General features: G+C 45.0%; 20 protein-coding genes. 8 read left to right on the top strand and 12 right to left on the bottom strand.

Going from position 1 to position 21,644, the window contains the following annotated elements:
• Positions 1 to 12: 12 nt before the first annotated feature.
• Positions 13 to 138: a hypothetical protein gene (locus tag ABL924_RS13185; protein ID WP_349027558.1), complete on the bottom strand. Its 126-nt coding sequence runs from the start codon at positions 136 to 138 to the stop codon at positions 13 to 15.
• 115 nt (positions 139 to 253) lie between these two features.
• Here ABL924_RS13185 and ABL924_RS13190 point away from each other — a divergent pair, with 115 nt between their 5' ends.
• A complete protein-coding gene (locus tag ABL924_RS13190; RefSeq protein ID WP_349027559.1) occupies positions 254 to 1,261 on the top strand; it encodes a protein phosphatase 2C domain-containing protein in 1,008 nt (335 codons plus the stop codon).
• 426 nt (positions 1,262 to 1,687) lie between these two features.
• Here the strand turns inward: ABL924_RS13190 and gltA are convergent, their stop codons facing one another.
• The 6 genes from gltA to vsr all read right to left on the bottom strand — a co-directional run bounded on the left by gltA (position 1,688) and on the right by vsr (position 7,119).
• Positions 1,688 to 2,977: a citrate synthase gene (gltA, locus tag ABL924_RS13195; RefSeq protein ID WP_349027560.1), complete on the bottom strand. Its 1,290-nt coding sequence runs from the start codon at positions 2,975 to 2,977 to the stop codon at positions 1,688 to 1,690.
• A gap of 55 nt (positions 2,978 to 3,032) precedes the next feature.
• A complete protein-coding gene (locus tag ABL924_RS13200) occupies positions 3,033 to 3,683 on the bottom strand; it encodes a bifunctional 4-hydroxy-2-oxoglutarate aldolase/2-dehydro-3-deoxy-phosphogluconate aldolase (protein ID WP_349027561.1) in 651 nt (216 codons plus the stop codon).
• A gap of 234 nt (positions 3,684 to 3,917) precedes the next feature.
• Positions 3,918 to 5,738 (bottom strand): phosphogluconate dehydratase, encoded by a 1,821-nt coding sequence (edd, locus tag ABL924_RS13205; RefSeq protein ID WP_349027576.1) that lies wholly within the window; start codon positions 5,736 to 5,738, stop codon positions 3,918 to 3,920.
• Between the two features lie 55 nt (positions 5,739 to 5,793).
• Positions 5,794 to 6,060: a Txe/YoeB family addiction module toxin gene (locus ABL924_RS13210; protein WP_349027562.1), complete on the bottom strand. Its 267-nt coding sequence runs from the start codon at positions 6,058 to 6,060 to the stop codon at positions 5,794 to 5,796.
• A gap of 4 nt (positions 6,061 to 6,064) precedes the next feature.
• Complete coding sequence (locus ABL924_RS13215) at positions 6,065 to 6,307, bottom strand: type II toxin-antitoxin system Phd/YefM family antitoxin (protein ID WP_349027563.1); 243 nt, start codon at positions 6,305 to 6,307, stop codon at positions 6,065 to 6,067.
• A 347-nt stretch (positions 6,308 to 6,654) separates the two neighbouring features.
• Positions 6,655 to 7,119, bottom strand: coding sequence for a DNA mismatch endonuclease Vsr (vsr, locus tag ABL924_RS13220; protein WP_349027564.1), 465 nt, complete (start codon positions 7,117 to 7,119; stop codon positions 6,655 to 6,657).
• A gap of 198 nt (positions 7,120 to 7,317) precedes the next feature.
• Between vsr and ABL924_RS13225 the strand changes: the two genes are divergently transcribed.
• Positions 7,318 to 7,746 (top strand): pentapeptide repeat-containing protein, encoded by a 429-nt coding sequence (locus ABL924_RS13225; RefSeq protein WP_349027565.1) that lies wholly within the window; start codon positions 7,318 to 7,320, stop codon positions 7,744 to 7,746.
• 11 nt (positions 7,747 to 7,757) lie between these two features.
• A complete protein-coding gene (locus ABL924_RS13230; protein WP_349027566.1) occupies positions 7,758 to 8,129 on the top strand; it encodes a hypothetical protein in 372 nt (123 codons plus the stop codon).
• A gap of 42 nt (positions 8,130 to 8,171) precedes the next feature.
• Here ABL924_RS13230 and corA read toward each other — a convergent pair whose 3' ends face one another.
• From corA to smc, 4 genes are all read right to left on the bottom strand, one after another.
• Complete coding sequence (corA, locus tag ABL924_RS13235; protein ID WP_349027567.1) at positions 8,172 to 9,137, bottom strand: magnesium/cobalt transporter CorA; 966 nt, start codon at positions 9,135 to 9,137, stop codon at positions 8,172 to 8,174.
• Positions 9,138 to 9,358: 221 nt separating this feature from the next.
• Positions 9,359 to 11,320 carry a DNA ligase gene (locus ABL924_RS13240; protein WP_349027568.1) on the bottom strand — a complete coding sequence of 654 codons (1,962 nt, stop codon included), beginning with the start codon at positions 11,318 to 11,320 and terminating at the stop codon, positions 9,359 to 9,361.
• 7 nt (positions 11,321 to 11,327) lie between these two features.
• Entirely contained in the window at positions 11,328 to 12,035 is a 708-nt protein-coding gene (locus ABL924_RS13245) for a cell division protein ZipA C-terminal FtsZ-binding domain-containing protein (protein WP_349027569.1), read from the bottom strand.
• The gene (gene smc, locus ABL924_RS13250; protein ID WP_349027570.1) at positions 12,035 to 15,544 is read right to left on the bottom strand and encodes a chromosome segregation protein SMC; all 3,510 of its coding nucleotides are present in this window, start codon (positions 15,542 to 15,544) and stop codon (positions 12,035 to 12,037) included. Before smc ends, ABL924_RS13245 begins: the two co-directional genes overlap by 1 nt.
• Positions 15,545 to 15,599: 55 nt before the next feature.
• On the opposite strand from smc, the gene queF reads away from it, so the two are divergent.
• Together queF and asd are read left to right on the top strand one after the other, a co-directional pair.
• Positions 15,600 to 15,989 carry a preQ(1) synthase gene (gene queF, locus ABL924_RS13255; protein ID WP_349027571.1) on the top strand — a complete coding sequence of 130 codons (390 nt, stop codon included), beginning with the start codon at positions 15,600 to 15,602 and terminating at the stop codon, positions 15,987 to 15,989.
• A gap of 168 nt (positions 15,990 to 16,157) precedes the next feature.
• On the top strand, positions 16,158 to 17,015 hold the full coding sequence (asd, locus tag ABL924_RS13260) for an archaetidylserine decarboxylase (protein WP_349027572.1): 858 nt from the start codon (positions 16,158 to 16,160) through the stop codon (positions 17,013 to 17,015).
• Positions 17,016 to 17,243: 228 nt separating this feature from the next.
• Here asd and ABL924_RS13265 read toward each other — a convergent pair whose 3' ends face one another.
• Positions 17,244 to 18,434 (bottom strand): tail fiber domain-containing protein, encoded by a 1,191-nt coding sequence (locus tag ABL924_RS13265; protein WP_349027573.1) that lies wholly within the window; start codon positions 18,432 to 18,434, stop codon positions 17,244 to 17,246.
• A 530-nt stretch (positions 18,435 to 18,964) separates the two neighbouring features.
• Here ABL924_RS13265 and ABL924_RS13270 point away from each other — a divergent pair.
• The 3 genes from ABL924_RS13270 to rsfS all read left to right on the top strand — a co-directional run bounded on the left by ABL924_RS13270 (position 18,965) and on the right by rsfS (position 21,351).
• Entirely contained in the window at positions 18,965 to 20,203 is a 1,239-nt protein-coding gene (locus ABL924_RS13270) for a glutamate-5-semialdehyde dehydrogenase (RefSeq protein ID WP_349027577.1), read from the top strand.
• A 136-nt stretch (positions 20,204 to 20,339) separates the two neighbouring features.
• Complete coding sequence (gene nadD / locus ABL924_RS13275) at positions 20,340 to 20,972, top strand: nicotinate-nucleotide adenylyltransferase (RefSeq protein ID WP_349027574.1); 633 nt, start codon at positions 20,340 to 20,342, stop codon at positions 20,970 to 20,972.
• Positions 20,973 to 20,997: 25 nt separating this feature from the next.
• Positions 20,998 to 21,351 (top strand): ribosome silencing factor, encoded by a 354-nt coding sequence (rsfS, locus tag ABL924_RS13280; RefSeq protein ID WP_349027575.1) that lies wholly within the window; start codon positions 20,998 to 21,000, stop codon positions 21,349 to 21,351.
• Positions 21,352 to 21,644: the final 293 nt, after the last annotated feature.

Consider the following 21,644-nt stretch of genomic DNA (forward strand, 5'->3'; position numbering starts at 1 on the left):
TCGCATTCAAAGTTAGGCTATCAATCCCCGTTGCAGTTTGAGCGGGATTTTTATAAGAAGGCTGTCTAAAAAAGTGTCCGGTTTATATTGACCATTACACAATACCCTGATTGTGGTTGCCGCATGATGATGTGTCATGTGGCTGCATCCTACGCTGGTAGGCAATTTACTGTCATTGAACAACTATCGAATGCTGAGTTTATCATAATCTCAACCCTAACAATTTATCCCATAACCGACAAAGGATTCATCAATGCCAGAGACTAATGAGCAACTTTACCAATCTACCCAGCAAGGGCCTATTTCTGTAAAAAACAGTGACCGAGGGGCATTCTGGTCGTCCGACACCCATACCGTAATCTGCGTATGCGATGGGGTTTCTTCTAGCAGGTATAGTGATAAAGCAGCAGGGCTCGCAGTTGTGACCGTTATTGATGCCTGTTCCCAGGAAAATGATTGGAGCAGCCCCGCGCTGTTAGCGGATAAGTGGGCGCAATCCGCACAAGATGCAGTCAAGCAGACCTACAATTCGGACGGGCTATGTACATTAGTTTTGGCGATTATTTCTGGAAATTCTGTATGGGGCATTTATGCTGGGGATTCGCTTTGCCTGACGTTAGATTTATCGGGAGAAATAACACTGTTAACTGAGCCACACCGGAAAAGTGTGGTACGAATGATGAATGGCAAGACGGTAATGCAGGATGGCATGCCTATCTTCGATAAAGGCTTGACCCAGGCACTGGGGCAGCCAGGGCTATTACACACTGACCATTTTACTGTAACCCTAAAACCCTTTATGGTTGTAGCGTGTTTTACAGATGGGGTGGATGAAACCCAATTGGCTCAATTTTTAAGGCGGGGAGCAGTTAACCAGGAAACTGTTGCGGAGTTTGTTAAAGAGGCCGCTGTCTTTACGAATGACGATGCGACATTGGTTTTGTACCAGTCCCCGCCCGATGCAGCTTCGCTTAAGCTGGCAGACGATATGGCAAATTACGCATTGCTTGATGCCGAATCCAGGGCAAGCTTACTTGAACAATTCAATTTGCCTTTATCTGAGCAATTAGCCGGATGCCTGTTCGCAGCCTTCAAAGCAGAAGATGACGATAGCCGTGCATTACGGTTAGCCCGATTGTTGCTAAATTTTAATGAGTTAACACGTGAAATGGCCATCAAAATGTTGGATTCAGCAGTCTCTCGCCGTCAGGCTGAGACCAGCGAGGCCATAAAAAAGGTGCTGGTATTTTGGAAGAATTAATTAGAATTACAGTTTGTTGATAAGTAGCTTTATCTCTTAATTTTAGGCCAACCGTATTGATCTTAGCGTATATTTACGGACGAATAGGCACAGCACCCTAAATGCCACGTATCCGTAACTGGAAAGACTTGAAATGGTTTCGCCCGACGGCTAAAAAGGGTAATCTTTCATACGAAAGAATTCTAATAATGTACTGTCACACCTGCTATCAGAGTAATAAGGGCCTCTCACTATTGAGACAAACTCGCGGTTGTGTTTATCTGATTGGGACGGAGGATAGCGTCCCAATGTAAGCACACGAAGAATAATCCATCCAGGCCAATAAAAAACACCAACAAATAATACTTCGACGACAGGCTCTGCGATGATGCGAACAACAACTTCAAAGATTGCATCGAGTGCCATGGATTCAAATTTCCAACGGCACTAACGATTCAGCGGTACGTCTCTACGTGTTTGCCCAGTATACAATTGCCGTGGCCGTCCGATTTTTTGGTCGGGATCTGAAATCATTTCATCCCAATGAGCTACCCATCCGATAGTTCGCCCCATCGCAAAAATGGCGGTGAACATTTTGCTGGGGATACCTAAGGCGTGTAGGACAATTCCGGAGTAATAATCGACGTTGGGATAAAGTTTCTTGGCGATAAAGTAGTCGTCTTCCAGCGCAATCCGCTCCAATTCCAACGCCAGTTTGAACATTTTGTCATCGTGTAAGCCCAGTTCGGTAAGGACTTCATGGCAAGTTTCACGCATTAATTTGGCGCGGGGATCATGGTTTTTGTAGACTCGATGACCAAAGCCCATCAAGCGGAACGGGTCATTTTTATCTTTTGCTTTTTCGATATATTGCCCAATCCGCGACACATTATCAATTTCAATCAACATATTCAGCACGGCCTCATTTGCACCGCCATGCGCCGCGCCCCATAAACAGGCGATTCCGGCGGTAATACAGGCAAACGGGTTAGCGCCGCTGGAACCTGCCAGGCGTACGGTAGAGGTCGATGCGTTCTGCTCGTGGTCGGCATGTAGAATCAATATCCTGTCCAACGCCCTTACCAGCACTGGATTCGGTACGAACTCTTCACAAGGTGTTGCCGACATCATTCGCATGAAGTTTTCGACATAATTCAACTTGTTTTGCGGATACATGAAAGGCGATCCGGTGCTGTATTTATGACACATAGCGACAATGGTCGGCACTTTGGCAATAAGGCGAATGGCACAAATGTTACGGTCTACCTTGGAGCGGATGTCCATCGCATCGTGATAAAACGCCGATAGCGCACCGACCACGCCAACCATGATTGCCATCGGATGGGCGTCACGGCGAAAGCCCCTAAAGAAAAGATTTACCTGGTCATGCACCATGGTGTGCATGGTAACTTGATGTTCAAACTCAGGTAATTCGGTATTGTTGGGCAGTTCGCCATGCAACAACAGGTAGCAGACTTCGAGGAAGGTGCAGCGTTCCGCAAGCTGCTCTATAGGATAGCCCCGATATAGCAGTACACCAGCTTCACCGTCGATAAAAGTGATAGCCGAGCGGCAACTAGCAGTGGACGTGAAGCCTGGATCAAAAGTGAACATGCCTGTTTGTTTGTACAGGGTTTGCACATCCAATACATCAGGCCCTGTGCTGCCGGATAATACGGGCAATTCACATACGGGCTTATTGTCGTCAGTCAATGTAAGGCTGTGGGGATCGGTCATGGATGCGCTCTCAGTCTTGAATAAGTTTTTAGATTACCATAATGCTCGGAAAAAGCTAAACACGAATCACATCGGCGATAGCTTTTTGTGCCAGTTCGGTGACTTTTGCCCAGTTTTTTTCGTCAACGACAGCCTGTGGTGCAAGCCAGGAACCACCAACGCAAGCCACATTAGGTAATTGTAGATATTCATTATAATTTCCAGGAGAAATGCCGCCAGTAGGGCAAAAAGTGGCTTGCGGGAATGGCCCTGCAATGGCTTTTAGCATGGGGATTCCACCTGCTGCTTCGGCTGGAAAGAACTTGAAGTGATCGAGACCATACTCCATACCTAGCATCAGTTCCGATAAGGTGGCAATGCCTGGTATTAGTGAAATTTTGCCTTTGTTTGCGGCACTTAACAGGGTATGGGTAATGCCTGGGCTGATCGCAAATACTGCGCCTGCCTCTTCTGCTGCCAGTAATTGCTGAGGATTGGAAATAGTGCCAACACCCACTATGGCATCTTTGACCTGTTCGCTTATTAGCTTAATGGCCTCCAACGCTATCGGCGTACGCAGTGTGATTTCCAATACTTTAATGCCTCCTGCAACCAGTGCCCTTGCTAAAGGCACAGCATCGTCGAGGTTTTGGATAACCATGACTGGCATGACAGGGCAGGCGGTTAAAACGTCTTTTGGTTGGATTTTCCAGTTGTTTTTGTTCATGAATTAAAAGTTAAAGTTTTTGTAGGTCGGGTTAGTGTAGCGTAACCCGACAAACAGGTTAGGAAATATTGGGTTGCTACCGAGGCTGTGAAAGTTTTGTAAAAAATCACTGAAAACTGTATTTGTGTTTTCATATGACTTTGGCTTTAACAATTTAGTTGGGGTGCAAACCTAGGTTTGCACCCTAATATTTAATTCTTTCAAAGTCTCTAACCTAACCCAACCTGCATTTAATTAATCGACTGCAAACAGGTTAGATGCCCCCGTTTCAGCAGACGAAGCCCCCAGCCTAAAACCACCAAACATCTCTCGTCCCATGCCGTAATGGTGGTTTTTGGCGGAATTAGGCCACGGCACACGGGCGTTGAATTCGGCTTCGTCAACTAGCGCATTACAATCACCCGTCTGCAAATTTAAGGCAATGGTGTCACCATTACGCACCTTAGCCAAGGGGCCGCCGACTTCGCACTCAGGGCAGAGATGGATGACTGACGGCACTTTCCCTGATGCGCCGGACATCCGGCCATCAGTGACCAGCGCCACCTTAAAACCCCTGTCCTGCAAAACGCCAAGTGGTGGAGTCAGCTTATGAAGTTCTGGCATCCCGTTGGAGCGCGGGCCCTGAAAGCGGAGTACCGCGATAAAATCTTTCTCCAGTTCACCGCGCTTAAAGGCCGCCAGAAAATCTTCCTGGTCGTCGAATACTACAGCGGGCGCTTCCACAATCTGGTGGTCTTCGCTTACCGCAGATAGTTTGGATATACCACGCCCCAAGTTTCCGTGCATTACATGTAGGCCGCCACCCGTTGCAAAGGCTTCGGCAACGGTGGTGAGTACTGCCTTATCCAACGATGCCGTAGGGACAGGTTGCCAGACCAGCTTATCTTCAATCAATTTAGGTTCTTGTGTGTAATTGTTCATGCCGCATTTATCGGCAACGGTCAGAATATCCTCATGTAACAAGCCGTTCTTCAACAATTCAGCAATCAACACGCCCATACCGCCTGCTGCGTGGAAGTGGTTAACGTCTGCAGGACCGTTGGGGTAGATTTTTGCAATCAAAGGCACTGCCCTGGATAAGCGGTCGAAATCATCCCAATTGAGGACGATACCGGATGCACGGGCAATTGCGATTAAGTGCATGGTGTGGTTGGTTGAGCCGCCCGTCGCCAATAAGCCGATGACGGCATTGATGATGGCCTTTTCGGAGACCATGTGTGCAATGGGGCGGTAATCATTGCCTAAAGCGGTAAATTTCAACACTTGTTTTGCTGCCGCTTTGGTCAGTTCATCACGTAATGGCGTGTAAGGATTGACGAAAGAACTGCCGGGCAAATGCAAGCCCATGATTTCCATTATCATCTGGTTGCTGTTGGCCGTGCCGTAAAAGGTGCAGGTGCCGGGGCTATGGTAAGATGCTGATTCCGCTGCCAGCAATTCTTCCCTGCCAATTTTGCCAATGGCGTAGGCTTGCCTTGCACGGGCTTTTTCTTTGTTGGTGATGCCGCTGGGCATCGGACCTGCTGGTACGAATACGGCGGGTAAATGACCAAAGCTGAGTGCGCCGATCAGCAGACCCGGTACGATCTTGTCGCACACACCCAAATATAATGCCCCATCAAACATGTTATGGCTCATGCCGATGGCCGTGGTCATGGCGATCAAGTCGCGGCTGAACAGGGACAATTCCATACCTGGCTGGCCTTGGGTAATCCCGTCGCACATAGCAGGTACACCACCCGCAACCTGGGCAACACCACCTGCTTCCTTGATCGCGGCCTTGATTAAATCAGGCGCATCTTTGTAAGGTTGGTGTGCCGACAACATGTCGTTGTAGGAGGTGATAATGGCGATATTGGCTTTTTGACTGCCCCTTAAGTCGGCTTTTTCACCGGGGCTACAGGCCGCAAAGCCGTGCGCCAAATTGCCACAGCCCATGCCTGAGCGTATCGGGCCGTTTTTGGCGATGCCATCTATATACTTAAGGTAAGCGGAGCGGGTTTTATCGCTGCGCTCAATGACTTCTTGGGTGACTTTTTCTATGACGGGGTGCATGGCTTCTTTCTCTATTTTGATAATCAATATCTACGGCACGTGTTAGGCAAAATACTTACTCATAATGCGTCCACAATCTTAGCACTTTCACGATTTTTTCATCTTCTAAAACTTGGTACACTAATCTATATTGAATGTTAATTCGGCGAGAATACGCGCCAACTAAATCGCCTATTAGCTTTTCATAAGGCGGTGGATTTTGAAATGGATTTTCTGCGATGATTTCTAACAACTGTAAAGACTTATCTTTAAGCCCAACCGCGTTTAAATTTGTGGCATCTTTTTGCGCTGCTTTGGTGTAAAGCAGTTGGTATTGCGGCATTGCCTTACCAATCTAACTGGTTTGAAAGCCCGCTTGCAGGTGTATTTAAGCCTTCACGAATCGATTCACGCATATTTGGAATTGACACCAAAAACAAAGTTTCTTGAATGGCAGACCAATCTTCTTGCGAAATTAACACCGCGTTACCGCGCTTGCCAGTAATTACCAAGGGCTGATGCGAACTACTCGCCTCGTCTATTAAGCGATAAAGATTAGTGCGGGCGGCGCTGGCAGATAATGTTTGCATGATTTTTACCTAAATTTAAGTAATCAATACTGCGTAATGGTACGTTATATCGTACGTTAAATCAAGTTTATTTTGTGCGGAATATTATCTATTAGTTTTGGGTGGGCAGGTTTTTTGCCCACTGTTTTCAGCAGCCATGGTGTCCCGTGCAACCATCGCAGTTAACGGGCAGCCATTACTACTTGGCTAAGTAGAGTGGTGTCATGTTCAAAAAAATTACGCAAAGTAACGTTTCGCTACAAAATACAAAGTGCAGAACAGTCAGTCAAGTCAAGCTTTTAGCCATTGTAAGCTGGGCTTGTCATCGCCATCCCGCATATGCATGGTTTTGGATCGATTTTGGCTGATTACTGTTCACTAAATTCATCATATACAGGAATTTCAAGATATTCTCCTCCCCATCCAAGCCATAGCGACAAACGCTTTAATGTGTTCTCTTGCTGTTTTTTAGTTAGGCTGCATTCCCAGATGATTGCTGCACGCCATCCCAGTATTTTCAGTTGGTACAATACTTTTTGGTCACGCACCACATTGCGGGTAAATTTTTTTTGCCAAAATTCGCTGCGGGTTTTTGGGATATGTGCAGCCTTACAGTTCTGGTGTTGATGCCAGAAACAACCATTGATAAAGATTACCGCCTTGTATTTACGTAAAACCAAGTCGGGAGTCCCAGGCAATTGCTTAATCTGCAACCGGAATCGGAAACCTTGCCGATGCAGTGCAGAGCGCACCTGTTTTTCAGGGCGTGTCCCATGGCTTCGGACAGCCGACATAATCCGGGAGCGGGTTTCCTTGTCGATATGGTCAGTCAATGCCTTACCTCTTAATTGGTTTCACCGAATGCGGAAACAGAATTTTTCAGTTGATGTGTATAATAAAGTTAATGATGTTTTTCGTCTTTCAATTATGTATTCTGTAGTACAAATTACTTATATCATATTGATTTTTAAATATAAACTTAATGCTGGAATAACAACGTCAAGCCCACACCTGTCTTAATAGTTTAAAAAATGACTGACGAAACAAATATAAAAGTCTGTGGATACAAAAGCCCGGTGGGGCTTTCTTGCCAAAGAAAAACCGACGATGGTGATTATTGTGTATTTCACCACGGATGTAATCGAAAGCTGGATGAAGAGCTGCTACCAAAACCTCAATTCCAATCTGCCTTTGATTTGTTGCTGGATCAAAAAGACGGAAACTGGGATGGTTTTGTTTTTCCTACAGAAATTAAGTTGCCAAATACAATTGAATTTCCAGTCTATTTACGCAGATCTCACTTTACCAATTTCGATTTAAATAACACGACTTTCAAAGAAACAGTAGACTTTTCCGACGCTATTTTTTTAGGTAAAGCCATATTGCATAATGTTACTTTTAAGAGCCAAGCAATATTTTATCGTTGTCTTTTTGAAGATTGTTTTGAACTCCAAATATAGCCATAGCAGAAATGGAAGCATTACGAAACCAACTGCCGTTTGTTAAACGCCACTTCTTTAGTGTCGCTGCTTTATATCGTTTTGTAAGTTATTATGGAACTAGTGTCGGCACGGCACTGCGGATTATGTTTTGGCTGTTTTTACTACATCTTGTGCTAACTTTAAGCATTCAGCCCCCAGAAACAGATGCTCAATGGGTGTGTTATATTCTAAATGTTCCTCTTAGAACGGTTAAAATATTGTCTCTCCAAAGTGTTGACTATGGAAATCAGGATACCGTCCCAATTGAACAGCGATGGATTGATGCAATTTTCAGAATCCTCTCCCCCATACAAGTTACTATGTTGGCCTTGGCCTTTAGGTCACGAATTAAAAGGAACTGATGATGATCTCTGAAAGAACAATTCAAATTAAGACTACGACAATTAAAGCCACCCCGCCTTCTTAAACCTGCGATACAAAATCCCGCACACCAAAGCAATTGCAGACAGTGCCGCTGGATAGCCGTATTTCATACGTAATTCTGGCATGGTGTCAAAGTTCATGCCCCAGACTCCGACGAACGCCGTTGCAACGGCGAAGATACCCGCCCAGGCGGCGAGACGTTTGGTGACTTCGCTTTCTTCTATAGTCACCATCGACAGGTTGACCTGAATCGCCGTGCCTATGGTGTCGCGTATGGTGTCTATCGACGCATTGATATGGGTAAGATGATCGAAGACATCGCGAAAATATTCCTGAGAATTTGTACAGACCAATGGCACCCGTCCTCTATACAATTTGCCAGTATTTTCCATCAAGGGGGCGACCGCGTGTTTAAGTACCATGACCTTACGCTTAAGTTCGTACAAGCGTTCAATATTGGAAAGCGCCGAGCCTTTTACGAAAATTTTCTCTTCAATATCTTCAAGTTCGGTTTCAAATTCATCCAAGACGGGGAAATAACGGTCAACGACGGCATCCATCAGCGCATAGAACACGAAGCCTGCACCTTGGGTTAATAAATGTGGTTCACGCTCACAACGCGCACGTACTCCGAGAAAACCATCATAGCTGCGATTACGCACCGAGAGAACAAAGTTTAAGCCGACGAAAACAGCGACTTCGCCGACAGTGAGTTCGTCGTCAGCCAATTTCACCAATTGCATTACGGCGAATACCGAATCGCCGTATTCGTCTATCTTCGGACGCTGATGGCTATGCCAGGCATCTTCAACGGCAAGCGGATGTAAATCGAACTCTTCGCGCATTTTTTCCAACTCTGCCAACTCGGCATCCTGTAAGGCAACCCAGACGAAACAACCGGGAATTTCCAGGTAATCGCTGATTTCCTCAATGTTGATGTCCTTGAGTTTTTTGCCTTCTTGGTAGGCAACGCAGTTAATGAGCATAAAACTTCCTTTTGATAAAACTTTTGACGTCAAATAGCCAGAATGATTATGATCACCCGCGCTAAAAATCCAATAGCTTAGAACAACTCCAACGAATATGGATAGTAATACCAATCCCAATAAGTTCACATGTTATCCCTTCGCCAGTGGGAGAAGGTTAGGATGAGGGGATTCAAATAACAACTTATTGGGATTGGTATAATATGATGCCTGGATTTACCCTATCCTAACAATGTTAAATATTCCTCTTCACTAATTACAAGAACGCCATTTTCCCTAGCGGCTGCAATTTTTGTGGCACCTACATCTGCGCCTGTCACCAATAAATCGGTTTTCCCTGTAACTGCACTGCCTACTTTTGCACCTAAGCGCTTCGCTTCTTTAATCATATCGTCGCGTTTGCCGTGTATCATTGTGCCGGTGAAAACGAGGGTTTTTCCAGCAATTTGGCTGGTTTTTTCCTGTTGTTCGGTAATCAAGGACGTTTGGATTAGGTTAAATCCTAACTGATAAATTTTCATAAAATCGCCTTTAATTAGTGCCAAACATTCGACTACTGCGGTAGCAGTTTTTTCGGCAAACCCTTCGATGAGGATGATGTCATCTATTTTTAGTGAAAAAATATCCAGTAATCTATGGTGCTGTAATAAGCGTTCGCAATTACCCAAGCCCATTCGATAAATGCCGAACGCGCCTAGGAAACGCCAGTCTTCTATGGCTTCAGTTCGGCTGCGTCGGAGTTGGTCGAGCAGATTTTGGGCAACTTGGTTTTTGCCGTCTTTGCTGCGGAATCCCATAGTTATCAATTGTTCTAATGTAAGTTGATAGACCTCATAGACTGAATTTACGCCATTGGCATGGAGCTTTTCGATGGTTTTTCCACCGAAACCGTCATTATTGGCAAGCGTCCTGAAAAAATGTTCGATGGTGTTTTCTATCTGAGCGGGGCATTGGCTGGTGTTCAAGCAGTAGAGATAATCGCCATCCCACACTAGGTTGCTTCCGCAACTGGGGCAATGGTCGGGTATCTGCGGTGGCTGAGGTGTTATCACCCGTTCGATTTTAGGGATCACCATACCGCTGCGGGTTAATTCGATCAGTGTCCCTTCACCGATGCCTTGTTCCTTCACCATGCCGTAATGGTGCGCTGTGGCTCTTGAGATCATCGCGCCGCTTAACCTTGTAAGTTCTAGTTCGGCGACAGGGTTCACGCGACCTGAACGTGAAGTTTGTGGGGTGACTTTTAACACAATGACCTGTGCGGTCTCCGCATTGCTCTTATAAGCGATTTGCCAGCGGTGATGGTGGCGGGTTGCGCCTAAGTGATGCTTGATGCGGTCATCTGTGACTTCAAAGACCACGCCATCGACATCGTAATCCACCAATGTGTGTACTTTGGCGATGATAGCTTCAAAATCCGTTGCTAATTCTGCGCTCGAACCTTGCCAGTCAGGTAGTTCGGAAAAAGGGTAAAATAGGGCGGCATGGTTTTGTATGGCTTCTAAAGCATGGGGTTCGAGTTCTTTTTCTTTGATGACGCTGGCCTGGAAGTTACGGGCATTTTCAAAGGTGTCTGCCAGATGGGCATTAAAATACGTTTGGTTGACGACTATCTCACCAGCACCTAGTCCACGCTTGCCGCTGCCGCCAACGATCATTCCGCGCTCGAACACGCGGGTAATGTCCGTGCCTTTGCGGCCATCACCACGTGTGTAAAGCATTTTTCCATCGTCGTATGCTGCAAAGCCATCCAGCTTGGGTGTTGCTCGGAATAACAAGGTTACTGGGTCAATCTCCAATTCCAATGCTGCTTTTTCGATATTATTTAGCCATTTTTGAATATTTTCTTTGCTATAGGCTTTTTCGGTGGACAGCATCCGTTGCGGTAATGTGACCGTTTTACCAGCAAATGACTTTTCCGCTTCTACAGTGTGTAAGTAAGGATGATCGGGATGCCGTTTTTCCAATTCAGCCAGAAAAACAGAATCATAAGCATTATCGGAAATTAGCGGCTCGCCGCTGCGGTACAAGTTGTTGCAGATTTGCAGGAATGCCAGCAATTCTTCATCAGCCAAATCGCTGGCTTGCGTTTGTTTGGCTATCGTTTCTAGTCTTTCTGGTTGTGCACTGGGTGATGACTGCAGTGATTTACTGAGAATTTCCAGTTGTGTAGCACTAAGCATCGGCTCGTTACAAGCTTAACAATATTGCTTGGATAGTCGCTTCTGTGAGTGGTTGCCGTTGGTGATCCCAGATAACGCCATCGAGTTCTCTTGCCACGGTTTTAATGGTGTCTACAAAGTCTTCAAACACGGTTTGGGCGTCTTCCAAATCTCTGTGCTGTAGGTAAAACACGATACCTGGGCAATTAAATGCCATCAAGTCTTCGGCTTCTGGAAAAGTGCCTGGTTCGACCATACAAGCGACACCATAATCTACATCGCCATGTCTGTTGATGCGTTCGTACACCTTCAAATCACCGTATTCAAGTCCTACCATTTGAAAAGCAAGCACTAAATCAACACCGTTAAAACCTTCGTCGGCATCGGCTACGACTCCAAATTGGATGATGTCAGGGATAGTAAGGCGCGAATCGGGATCTTCATCGTCGAAGTCTTTGTTGAAGCCGCCAACAAAGCCATCGTCCCAATCCTCTTCTTCCTGATCGAACGAGTGCTTCGCCGATCCCATTGGAATGATGTCAAATTCATCGCGTTCATGGTGAATTTTTAATGATGGATCAATCGCAGCAGGTGAAGAGCCGATGGCTTGCTCATTTTCAAACTCATCTGGATCTTGTTCCGAACTTCGACCTTTGATATAGCTCCACAAAATCATGCCGATAATGATCAGCAAGCCTGTGGCTATGATGACGATTCTTAAGAGTTCTTTATCCATTAGTGTTCCGCCAGACTGACTGCTTCATCAATATCAACCGCCACCATTCGAGAGACACCGGGTTCTTTCATGGTAACACCTGCGAGCTGCTTCGCAATTTCCATAGTGACTTTGTTATGGGAAATATACAAGAATTGTACAGATTGTGACATATCTTCCACCATTTGCGAAAATCGGACAACATTTGCGTCATCAAGCGGCGCATCGACTTCATCAAGCAAACAAAAAGGTGCTGGATTCAGCTCAAAAATTGAGAATACTAATGCAACAGCCGTTAGCGCTTTTTCCCCACCGGATAGCAAGTGGATTGAGCTATTGCGCTTACCTGGCGGCCTGGCAATGATGTTTACGCCTGATTCTAGCAGGTCGTCCTCAGTCAATTGCAGATAAGCCTGTCCGCCACCGAATAATCTGGGGAACTTATCCTGCAAGCCTGCGTTAATTTTATCGAAAGTTTCTTGAAAACGCTGCTTACTTTCTTTATCAATTTTGCTGATGGCTTGATCTAGAGTGTCCAAGGCTTCGGTTAGGTCGGCATGTTGTTCGTTAAGGAAATTCATCCGCTCAGATTGGGACTTAAACTCTTCAATCGCCGTAAGATTTATTGTACCTAAGCGTTCTATTTGTTCAGTTAATTCATCGACTTTGCGTTTCCAAATGGGTTCTTCGGCGTGTTCGGGCAAGGTTGTTATGACTTGTTCGGCATCAGCATCTAGCTCTTTAAGCTGTTCGTTCACGGTTTGCTGGCGAACTATGCTTTCCTGTAATTCCATACGTAGGGCATACAAAACTTCTTTTTGTTTTTCCAAATCCCTTTCTACACGGATTTGCTGTTCTGATAATTGTGTTATTTGAGTTTCAATTTCTTCCAATAACTGGCGTTGCGTTTTTAGTTGCGCTTCTAAAGCCTGTTTGTTGATGGCAAGTTGTTCAAGCTGCCTTTTTTCACCGTCAATAGGTGCTAGGGTTTGTTGTAGCTTGTCTTTAAGTTCAGCTATTCGTGTTAAGGCTTGTTGTTGCTGTAGTTGTAAGCGTTCAATTTGCTTGCCAGTTAAAGTTTCTGATGAACGTAAGGACTCAATTTTTGCTTTGATGCTGTAAACCTGCTGTCTTGAATCGTTAGCGGATTGCTCGGCATTGTGTAAATGGCTTTGCAAATCCTGGTTCATACTTTCCAGGCTTTGTTTGTTATCTTCTTGGTTTACGATTATGGTTTCGGCTTCGCTTAATAATGACTTAGCCGCCGCCAATTTTTCAGCATTTTCTGATAATTCTTCACTGATGTGGTTTTGTTCGTTGTTGATGTGTTCTAAGCGACGTTGTTGTTGCTCAAGACGCGCTGATATGGCGCTGTTTTCGGCCTGTTTTTGGGAAAGTTCTGTGCCTAAAAAATTATGTTGTTGTTGAATGGATTCGCGGTTGGTTTCCATTTCTTTCAGCCGATACTCAGCAGTTTGCAAACGGTCTTCAATTGTCTCTATCGCAATATGCAGTTCGTCTTGTCGCTGTTTTAGGATGCGTAACTCCTTTTCTCGCTGTAATACGCCGGATTTACTGTCTTTGTTATTCTTGACGCTGACCCACCCTGGGCCAAACCAACTGCCATCTTGCGTGATGGCCGATTCATGAGCTTTAAGCTGTAATGACAAGCTTCTGGCTGTTTCAAGACTATCAGCACAATAAATGCTAGAAAGCAGGGGACTTAAGTTCCAGGGAGCATTCACCATATCAATCAAACGAATTTCTGATCCAATCGACTCAGCGGAAACTTTGTTATCGGTTTCAAATAAGGTTAGCGAACTATCATGCAGTTGGTGCAACTCGGATATAAGCGGATCAGCGCTATTAGTACATATTGCTTCAAGATTGCTCCCTAAAACCGTTTCAACCGCATTTTCCCAGCCTGGGCTAACTTCTAAATGTTCCGCTAAACGCTGGTTATTGGTCAACCCCATTTGGTCTAACCAAACGCCTAGCTTTTTGTTGTCCTTGCCCATTGCATGTTGTTGCAACAATTCCAATGAGGTGATTTTTCCTTTAACGTGTTGAATTTCGGAGCGATGCGTATGCAATTCATTTTGAGATTGCTTGATCTGGTCACGTAAGTCTTGGATTTGTTGACGATGTTGTTCTAGTTGTTCATGAAACCCGCTGCGTTGGTTTTCCAAGATGTCTATGGCTGAAATCAACACTTCAATCGCACTTTGAAATTCGTTGGCGGAAAGCTCGTTGCGTTCACCGTGCAATTTTTCCATGCGTGCTTGCAATTGCTGATTCTGGCTATCTATTTGGCTGATTTTTAGGCGTTGAATTTCACCTTGTTCGCGGTACTTAGCACTTTCGGTACGGTAAGTTTCCCATTGTTCCTGCCAGGTATTTTTTTTCTGCTGATAGCTTCGATAAGCTTGTGTTGTTTCTTCTTCGTTGCTTTCGGCGGTTTCTAACGTGGCTTCCGTTTCTAATATAGCTTGCTTGATGGTTTCTAACGACAATAAATCAGTCTCTATTTCATCACGGGATGTATCCGCCTGCTCTTGAGAGCGTTTAATTTCCAGTAAGGCTTCTTCGTGGCTGGTTTCAGTATATTTGATGGTTTGCTCTAGGCTGCTGACTTCCGCAACTGCCGTGTAGTAATCGGCCTGAGATTTGTCCAAAGCCTGCTGCTGGAGTTTGTAATCGCCACGTTTGGTGTCAATTGTTGTGTTTAGATCGCGCAGTTGTTCAAACAAACGGTTATGTTCCAGTGCCACCTCTTGCAGTTTGGTTTCCATGTCTTTGGCTGCTTGGTGGTAAAGATTCCAGCGCATTGCCAGCAATTCTAGCTTGAATTGACGCTCATCCTTTTTCAGTTCGGTATATTTTTCGGCTTTTTCCGCTTGCTTTTGTAGATGCTTGATTTGCTTATCGACTTCATCGCGTAAGTCATCCAGGCGTTCCAGGTTTTCCCGTGTGTGCTTCATGCGGGTTTCGGTTTCGCTACGGCGTTCTTTGTATTTGGATATGCCCGCCGCTTCTTCAATATGCACGCGCAATTCTTCCGGCTTGGCTTCCACCATTCTGGAGATGGTGCCTTGTTCGATGATGGCATAGCTCCTAGAACCTAAACCCGTGCCTAAAAATATATCGGTAATATCTTTGCGGCGACATCTTGCACCATTGAGCATGTACAAGGATTGCCCGTCGCGGCTAACCTGACGTTTGATGGCGATTTGATTGTACTGGGCATATTCGCCGCCAATCTTGCCTTCGCTGTTATCAAACACCAACTCGACAGACGCAGTGCTGACGGGCTTTCGCGTAGAAGAGCCATTGAAGATAACATCCGCCATACTGCCACCACGCAAATGTTTGGCAGAGCTTTCGCCCATCACCCAACGAATCGCGTCGATGATGTTGGATTTGCCGCAACCATTGGGGCCAACGATAGCCGTCAAATTACCACGAATAGGGATAACGGTAGGGTCAACAAAGGACTTAAAGCCTGAAAGTTTGATTTTTTCCAGTTTCATTACTGGTAGAATAGTGCCTTAATTGAATGAGATTGACCGACCATTATTAACGATTATGACTACAAAACCAAGCAAAGACCTGGAAACTTTCTCCAACCCGCAGCCAGGACGGGATTTTACGATACGTATTACCATTCCTGAGTTTACCTGTCTGTGTCCAAAGACCGGGCAGCCAGATTTTGCAAATATAATCATCGAATATGTTCCGGCTGACTTATGTGTGGAGTTAAAAGGGCTGAAATTGTATATGTGGTCATTTCGGGAGCGTGGCGCATTTCACGAAGCTATCACTAATGAAATGTTAGACGATATTGTCAAGGCTATCACCCCTAACTTCATGCGAATTCGCGCCGAGTTTAACGTACGCGGCGGTATTTACACCACCGTGATCGCCGAGCATAAGAATCCTGATTGGAAAGCACCGGATCTAGTTAATCTGCCGTAATAATTCAGCACCAAGTGCTAAAAACCCTCTCCAAAGGGAGAGGGTTGGGTGAGGGGAAAATAAATAAGGAAAAATACCTTAATAAGTCTCCCCCTCATCCTAACCTTCACCCTCAAGGGAGAAGTGACTTAACATATTGCCCTTAAACCTTGTCTACCCTTGTTATCCATGAACTTTAAAGACGCACTAACTACCTTACCGCAATACGTTTATCCTCAGCATACCTTATCCAAGCTGTTGAGCTACATCACGCATTCGGAAAACAAAGCCATTAAGAACCTGTTTATCACTCAGATTATCAAACATTATGGCGTAAATATGGACGAGGCGCGGGAACAAAACCTAGATGCGTACAAAAGCTTTAATCACTTTTTCACCCGTGAACTAAAGCCAGAAGCCAGACCATTAACCCAGGTAAAAAACGCCGTCGCTTGCCCTGCTGATGGCGCAGTTAGTCAAGCCGGTAAGATTGAAGGCGGCAATATCTTTCAAGCTAAAGGTATGTCTTTTACTGCTGTGGATTTACTGGGTGGCGATGCCGAACGTGCCAAACCGTTTGAAGACGGCGTATTTACCACGATTTACCTATCGCCTAAAGATTACCACCGCCTACACATGCCACTTACGGGAACATTAAAGGAAATGGTGCATATCCCAGGTAAGCTGTTTAGCGTAAACACCGCGACAACCCGTTCTGTACCCGGCCTGTTTGCTAGAAATGAGCGCGTTGCTGCCATCTTCGATACCGAAGCAGGGCCAATGGCTTTGGTCTTGGTCGGCGCAATTTTCGTCTCTAGCATTGAAACTGTCTGGCATGGCGTAGTTACCCCGCCCACCGCACCGTCCGTGCAAAGTTGGCATTACGACCAGAAACCTACAGCGTTAATAAAAGGTGAGGAAATGGGTAGGTTTAATATGGGTTCTACGATTATCGTGTTATTCGGTAAAGATAAGGTGCAATGGGAAAGTGAGTTTAAGGCGGATAAATTAATACAGTTAGGTGAAATGATTGGTAAGGTTATCTAATCAAGTTTGCACGGTATAAGTGGCGTAATATAGAGCGGTTATATTCATAGATACACCACACAACTCGAAGCTGCCCATAACTCTGTGTAAGTACAACTCCGGCAATACTACGGGCTGTTCTCAATTAACCATAACCTATTGAACTTAAAGAATCTTCAAAATATCAATTATTTTATAACACATTGATTTTATTAAAAAATATCTTAATTGAGAGCAGCCCCTAGCTAATTAGCCCGGATTTTGCAGTTTTTTAATTGCAGTTTTCCCCATCCCTAACGTCTGATTAGCCTCTATTCGTGCAAGGCGAGATGTTAATGTTTCTATGCTTTCAGCTTTTGTTTGTAATACTTTCATTTGTTGCTTTAGGTTGGCGATTTCCTGTGCGTGCACTAAATTTTTATCTTTTTCTGTTTGTAATAAGCTGTTCATCCGTTTCAATTCATTGACCAGCATTGGGGTCAGTTTGTGATATTGCACAGTTTCAATCTTGCCATCCTGACCGTAGACGACTAGGTCTGGATATATCTTAGCGACTTCTTCGGCTATCAAACCATACTCTAATGGATTCGAGCCATCTTCACTAGCTTCTTTGTAGTAGTAGGTGACGGGGCGAAGCTCAAGCAAGTGAGCGCTGGCATCTTTCATGTCATGGATGTCTTTTTTGAAACGTACTGAAGATTTGATAGTGCCAAGTTGGCCATTACTGTCAATTACTACTGGTACAGCATTTGCGGTGGCTGTTTTCTTACCACGTATTCCAGCTATAAAGGTACGAGTATGGTCAGTTACATTACCAATCCGTATGGTTGAAGATTCACTGCTTACGCCTACGTTGCTTAAGTAAATATTGTTATTGCCAATAATTAGACTCTTACCGGCACTCTGGCCTAAAGCGAGATTATTTCCACCTGATGTTTTATTTAATAGAGTTTGGAATCCAATAGCTGTATTTGTACTGCCAGAAGAACTTTTGGAAAGAGCGGAAAGACCAATAGCGGTATTTCCAACGCTGGAGGTATTGGATAAAAGAGCGTTTGTTCCGAAAGCCGAGTTGTAACTACCAGAAGTATTAGAAAATAACGCATTGATACCATGGGCGGTGTTTGCGGAGCCAGTAGTGTTTCTTCTTAACGCCATGGATCCATTGGCTGTATTGGAAGAGCCTGTTGTGTTTGAAGAAAGTGAATATGCTCCAAAAGCAGTGTTGTCGTTGGCATTGCTGTTGAGATTCAAAGAGACGTATCCAAAGCCGGTATTATTGAAGCCTACGTTTTGAAAAAGCACCCCAAAACCCCCGGCAGTATTTCGGAAAGGATCGCTTTGAATATTGTTAATAGGTCCACCCAGGCTTGAATTGATGCCCACGGTTGTTAGTAAGGCTAAAACTAAGTAATTGCGAGATGAAATTTTGTGTTTCATGATAAAACTCCTGTCGTGCACTGTTTGTGATATTGGGTATATCATTAGTTTGTTGTTCAGCTCACTCAATTATATGCTCACCTTGCCAACACTATGCCTTAATTTTGTAATCGAAAATAACCGATTGATCTTTTTTACTAATAAACAGTTATAAAATAGCGAGTTGAGTTTAGATGTATAGCTAGCAATTGGCTTGTAAATTATCAAAGAATTCACTGTTTCTTTGCATGTGTATTACATAATAATTAGCATACGAAATTCCGTATGTCTGGTATTTTAGAGTGGTGCTGAGATACGAGACCAACAATTCGCTGCGTCAAACGTTGAAATTCGTACCTCACCGCCGACGTATACAACAGATGGAATAATATCTTCCAAAGCCTTTGCTGCCCTAATTGATAACAGCTCGCAGCTGGATTTAGACCGCTAACCCATCATCTGCACCATCTTCTGTTATAAAACCTGTTTAGCCGATATAATGCCGTGGCAGTTATTAAGCGAGCAATAAAGCAGTGAACATCAAAGAATACATGAACGACCTGGGCGTAAAGGCCAGAAAAGCCGGACGGGAAATCAGCTGCACCGAGTCTGGTAAAAAGAATCTGGCTTTATTGAAGATTGCCGCAGTGATCGAAACCAGTACTGACATCCTGGTCAGCGAAAATCAGAAGGATTTGGAGGCTGGCAAGGCGAACGGCCTGGATGCTGCGATGTTAGATCGGCTGGCGCTCACGCCGAAAAGCATTTTGGCTATGGTCGAAGGCTTAAAACAAGTCGCGGCATTGCCTGATCCAATCGGAGAAATTACTGATCTAAGTTATCGTCCGTCCGGCATTCAAGTGGGGCAAATGTGTGTGCCTTTGGGGGTTATCGGCATAATTTATGAATCGCGCCCTAATGTTACGGTCGATGCCGCCGCCTTGTGCCTTAAATCCGGTAATGCCTGCATTTTAAGGGGCGGTTCAGAATCCATCCATTCCAATCAGGCGATTGCTGCTTGTATAAGTAAAGGCTTAAGCGAGGCAGGTTTGTCTGTTGAGGCCGTGCAGATCGTCGCCACGGCTGATCGTGCCGCAGTGGGCGAATTGATAACGATGAACCAATACGTTGATGTAATTGTACCTAGGGGTGGTAAAAGTCTAATCGAACGTATTTCCAAGGATGCGACAATTCCTGTCATTAAGCATCTGGACGGTATCTGCCATGTATACATCGACGACAATGCCGATATTGATAAGGCCATCACCATTGCGGTAAATGCTAAAACCCATCGTTATGGCGTTTGTAATGCGATGGAGACCTTATTAGTAGCAGAAAGTATTGCTGGCTTAGTGTTACCGTTGCTGGCAGAACAGTATCTTGAGAAGGGCGTGGAACTGCGTGGCTGCCCTAAGACCTGTTCATTGATTCCGGCGTGTATAAGGGCGACAGAAGAGGATTGGCAGACTGAATATTTAGCGCCCATCCTTTCGATCAAAATAGTCAATGGTTTGGATGAGGCAATCGAGCATATCAACCATTACGGCTCGCTCCATACCGATGCGATTGTGACCGAGGATTACACCAAGGCGCGGCGTTTTTTAAGGGAAGTCGATTCCAGTTCGGTGATGGTGAATGCCTCCACCCGCTTTGCCGATGGTTTTGAATACGGCTTGGGAGCTGAAATCGGCATCAGCACCGATAAGCTTCATGCCCGTGGCCCGGTCGGGTTAAAAGGCCTGACCTCGCTTAAGTATATCGTCCTGGGTGACGGCCATATTAGACAATAGACAAACTTCTAAAACATCTCCTATCTTAGGAAGAGTATAGGGTGAGGGAATTTACAATGGTTAATTCTAAAGCTCTCATCCCAACCTTCTCGCAAAGGGAGAATGATTTTTTTGAATTTTTAGTGGTTCACAATAGATGATCGGCATTTTTGGTGGCACATTCGATCCGGTACATTACGGACATCTTCGTTCAGCACTTGAAGTCAAAGAAATCTTCGGGCTTGAAGAAGTCAGGTTGATTCCCAGTTCGCAGCCGCCACATAGAAGTCAACCTCATGCAACGGCTAATATGCGTGTACAGATGTTAAATCTGGCGATTGCAAATCAGCCCGACCTTACCATTGATACCCGCGAAATAGACAGGGCAGGGGCTTCTTATATGGTGCTGACCTTGGAATCCTTAAGGCAGGATTTTCCAGATCAGCCTTTGCTATTGTTTGTCGGTAGCGATGCTTTTAGTCAACTGACAAGCTGGTATCAATGGCAACGGTTATTTGATTTCGCCCATATTGTCGTGTTGACCAGACCAGGCTTTTCAGTGCTGCAACTTGATGAGTTTTTCGCGGTCAGGCAGACCAGTGACAGAGAACAGCTATCAGAACATCTAAGTGGAAAACTGTATTGCCAACCCATTACCCAGCTCGATATTTCCGCAACAGCGATCAGGAAAATCTTCGCAGATCGACGCAGTCCGGCATTTTTATTGCCTGATGCCGTGATAGCATACATTAGCCAAAACAAGTTATATCAAGCGCAAATTGTGCATTAAACCTATAAAACAACCAGGAACACGAATGCAAGCAGAAAAGTTATTGAAAATTGTCCAGGATGAATTGGAAGAACGCAAAGGCCTACAGATCACAACCTTGGACGTGCGCGACAAAACCAGTTTCACCGATTACATGGTTCTGGTAACCGGCACGTCCAATCGTCATTTGAATTCATTATGCGAGAATGTATCCGCGAAAATTGGGGAAAGTGGTGTCAAACCTTTAGGGCTTGAGGGCGGTATCGGCGCAGATTGGGTGCTATTGGATATAGGTGATGTTATTGTCCATGCCATGACCACGCAGGCGCGTGAGCATTACCAATTGGAAAAACTATGGTCGATTGATAGACCTAAGGAAATTGAAAAGCAAGCGAGTTAGCAGGATTGAACAGAAGGAGCGTGAATACGTTGTGTGCCTTACGATCTTTAATTGGTACGCGCGGCGAACTGAAATCAATGGGGTCAGACCCCATTATAGATGCGGCCTTATGAAGTTTGAACTTGCAGCATTCTTGCCTATTTGAAACTGTTCTGGGGGCACTTCGAGCGCTTCGATGACTGCGAGACCCGGCAATGAAATGGTTTAATTAAACAGGACACTTCTAGAGGCAGATTTATAATGTCATTAGAGGTGACCATGAATATGAATAACATTCAAACGAAACGACCAAA

This window comes from Methyloglobulus sp. (assembly GCF_040079455.1).
In the GTDB taxonomy this organism is placed as follows: domain Bacteria; phylum Pseudomonadota; class Gammaproteobacteria; order Methylococcales; family Methylomonadaceae; genus Methyloglobulus.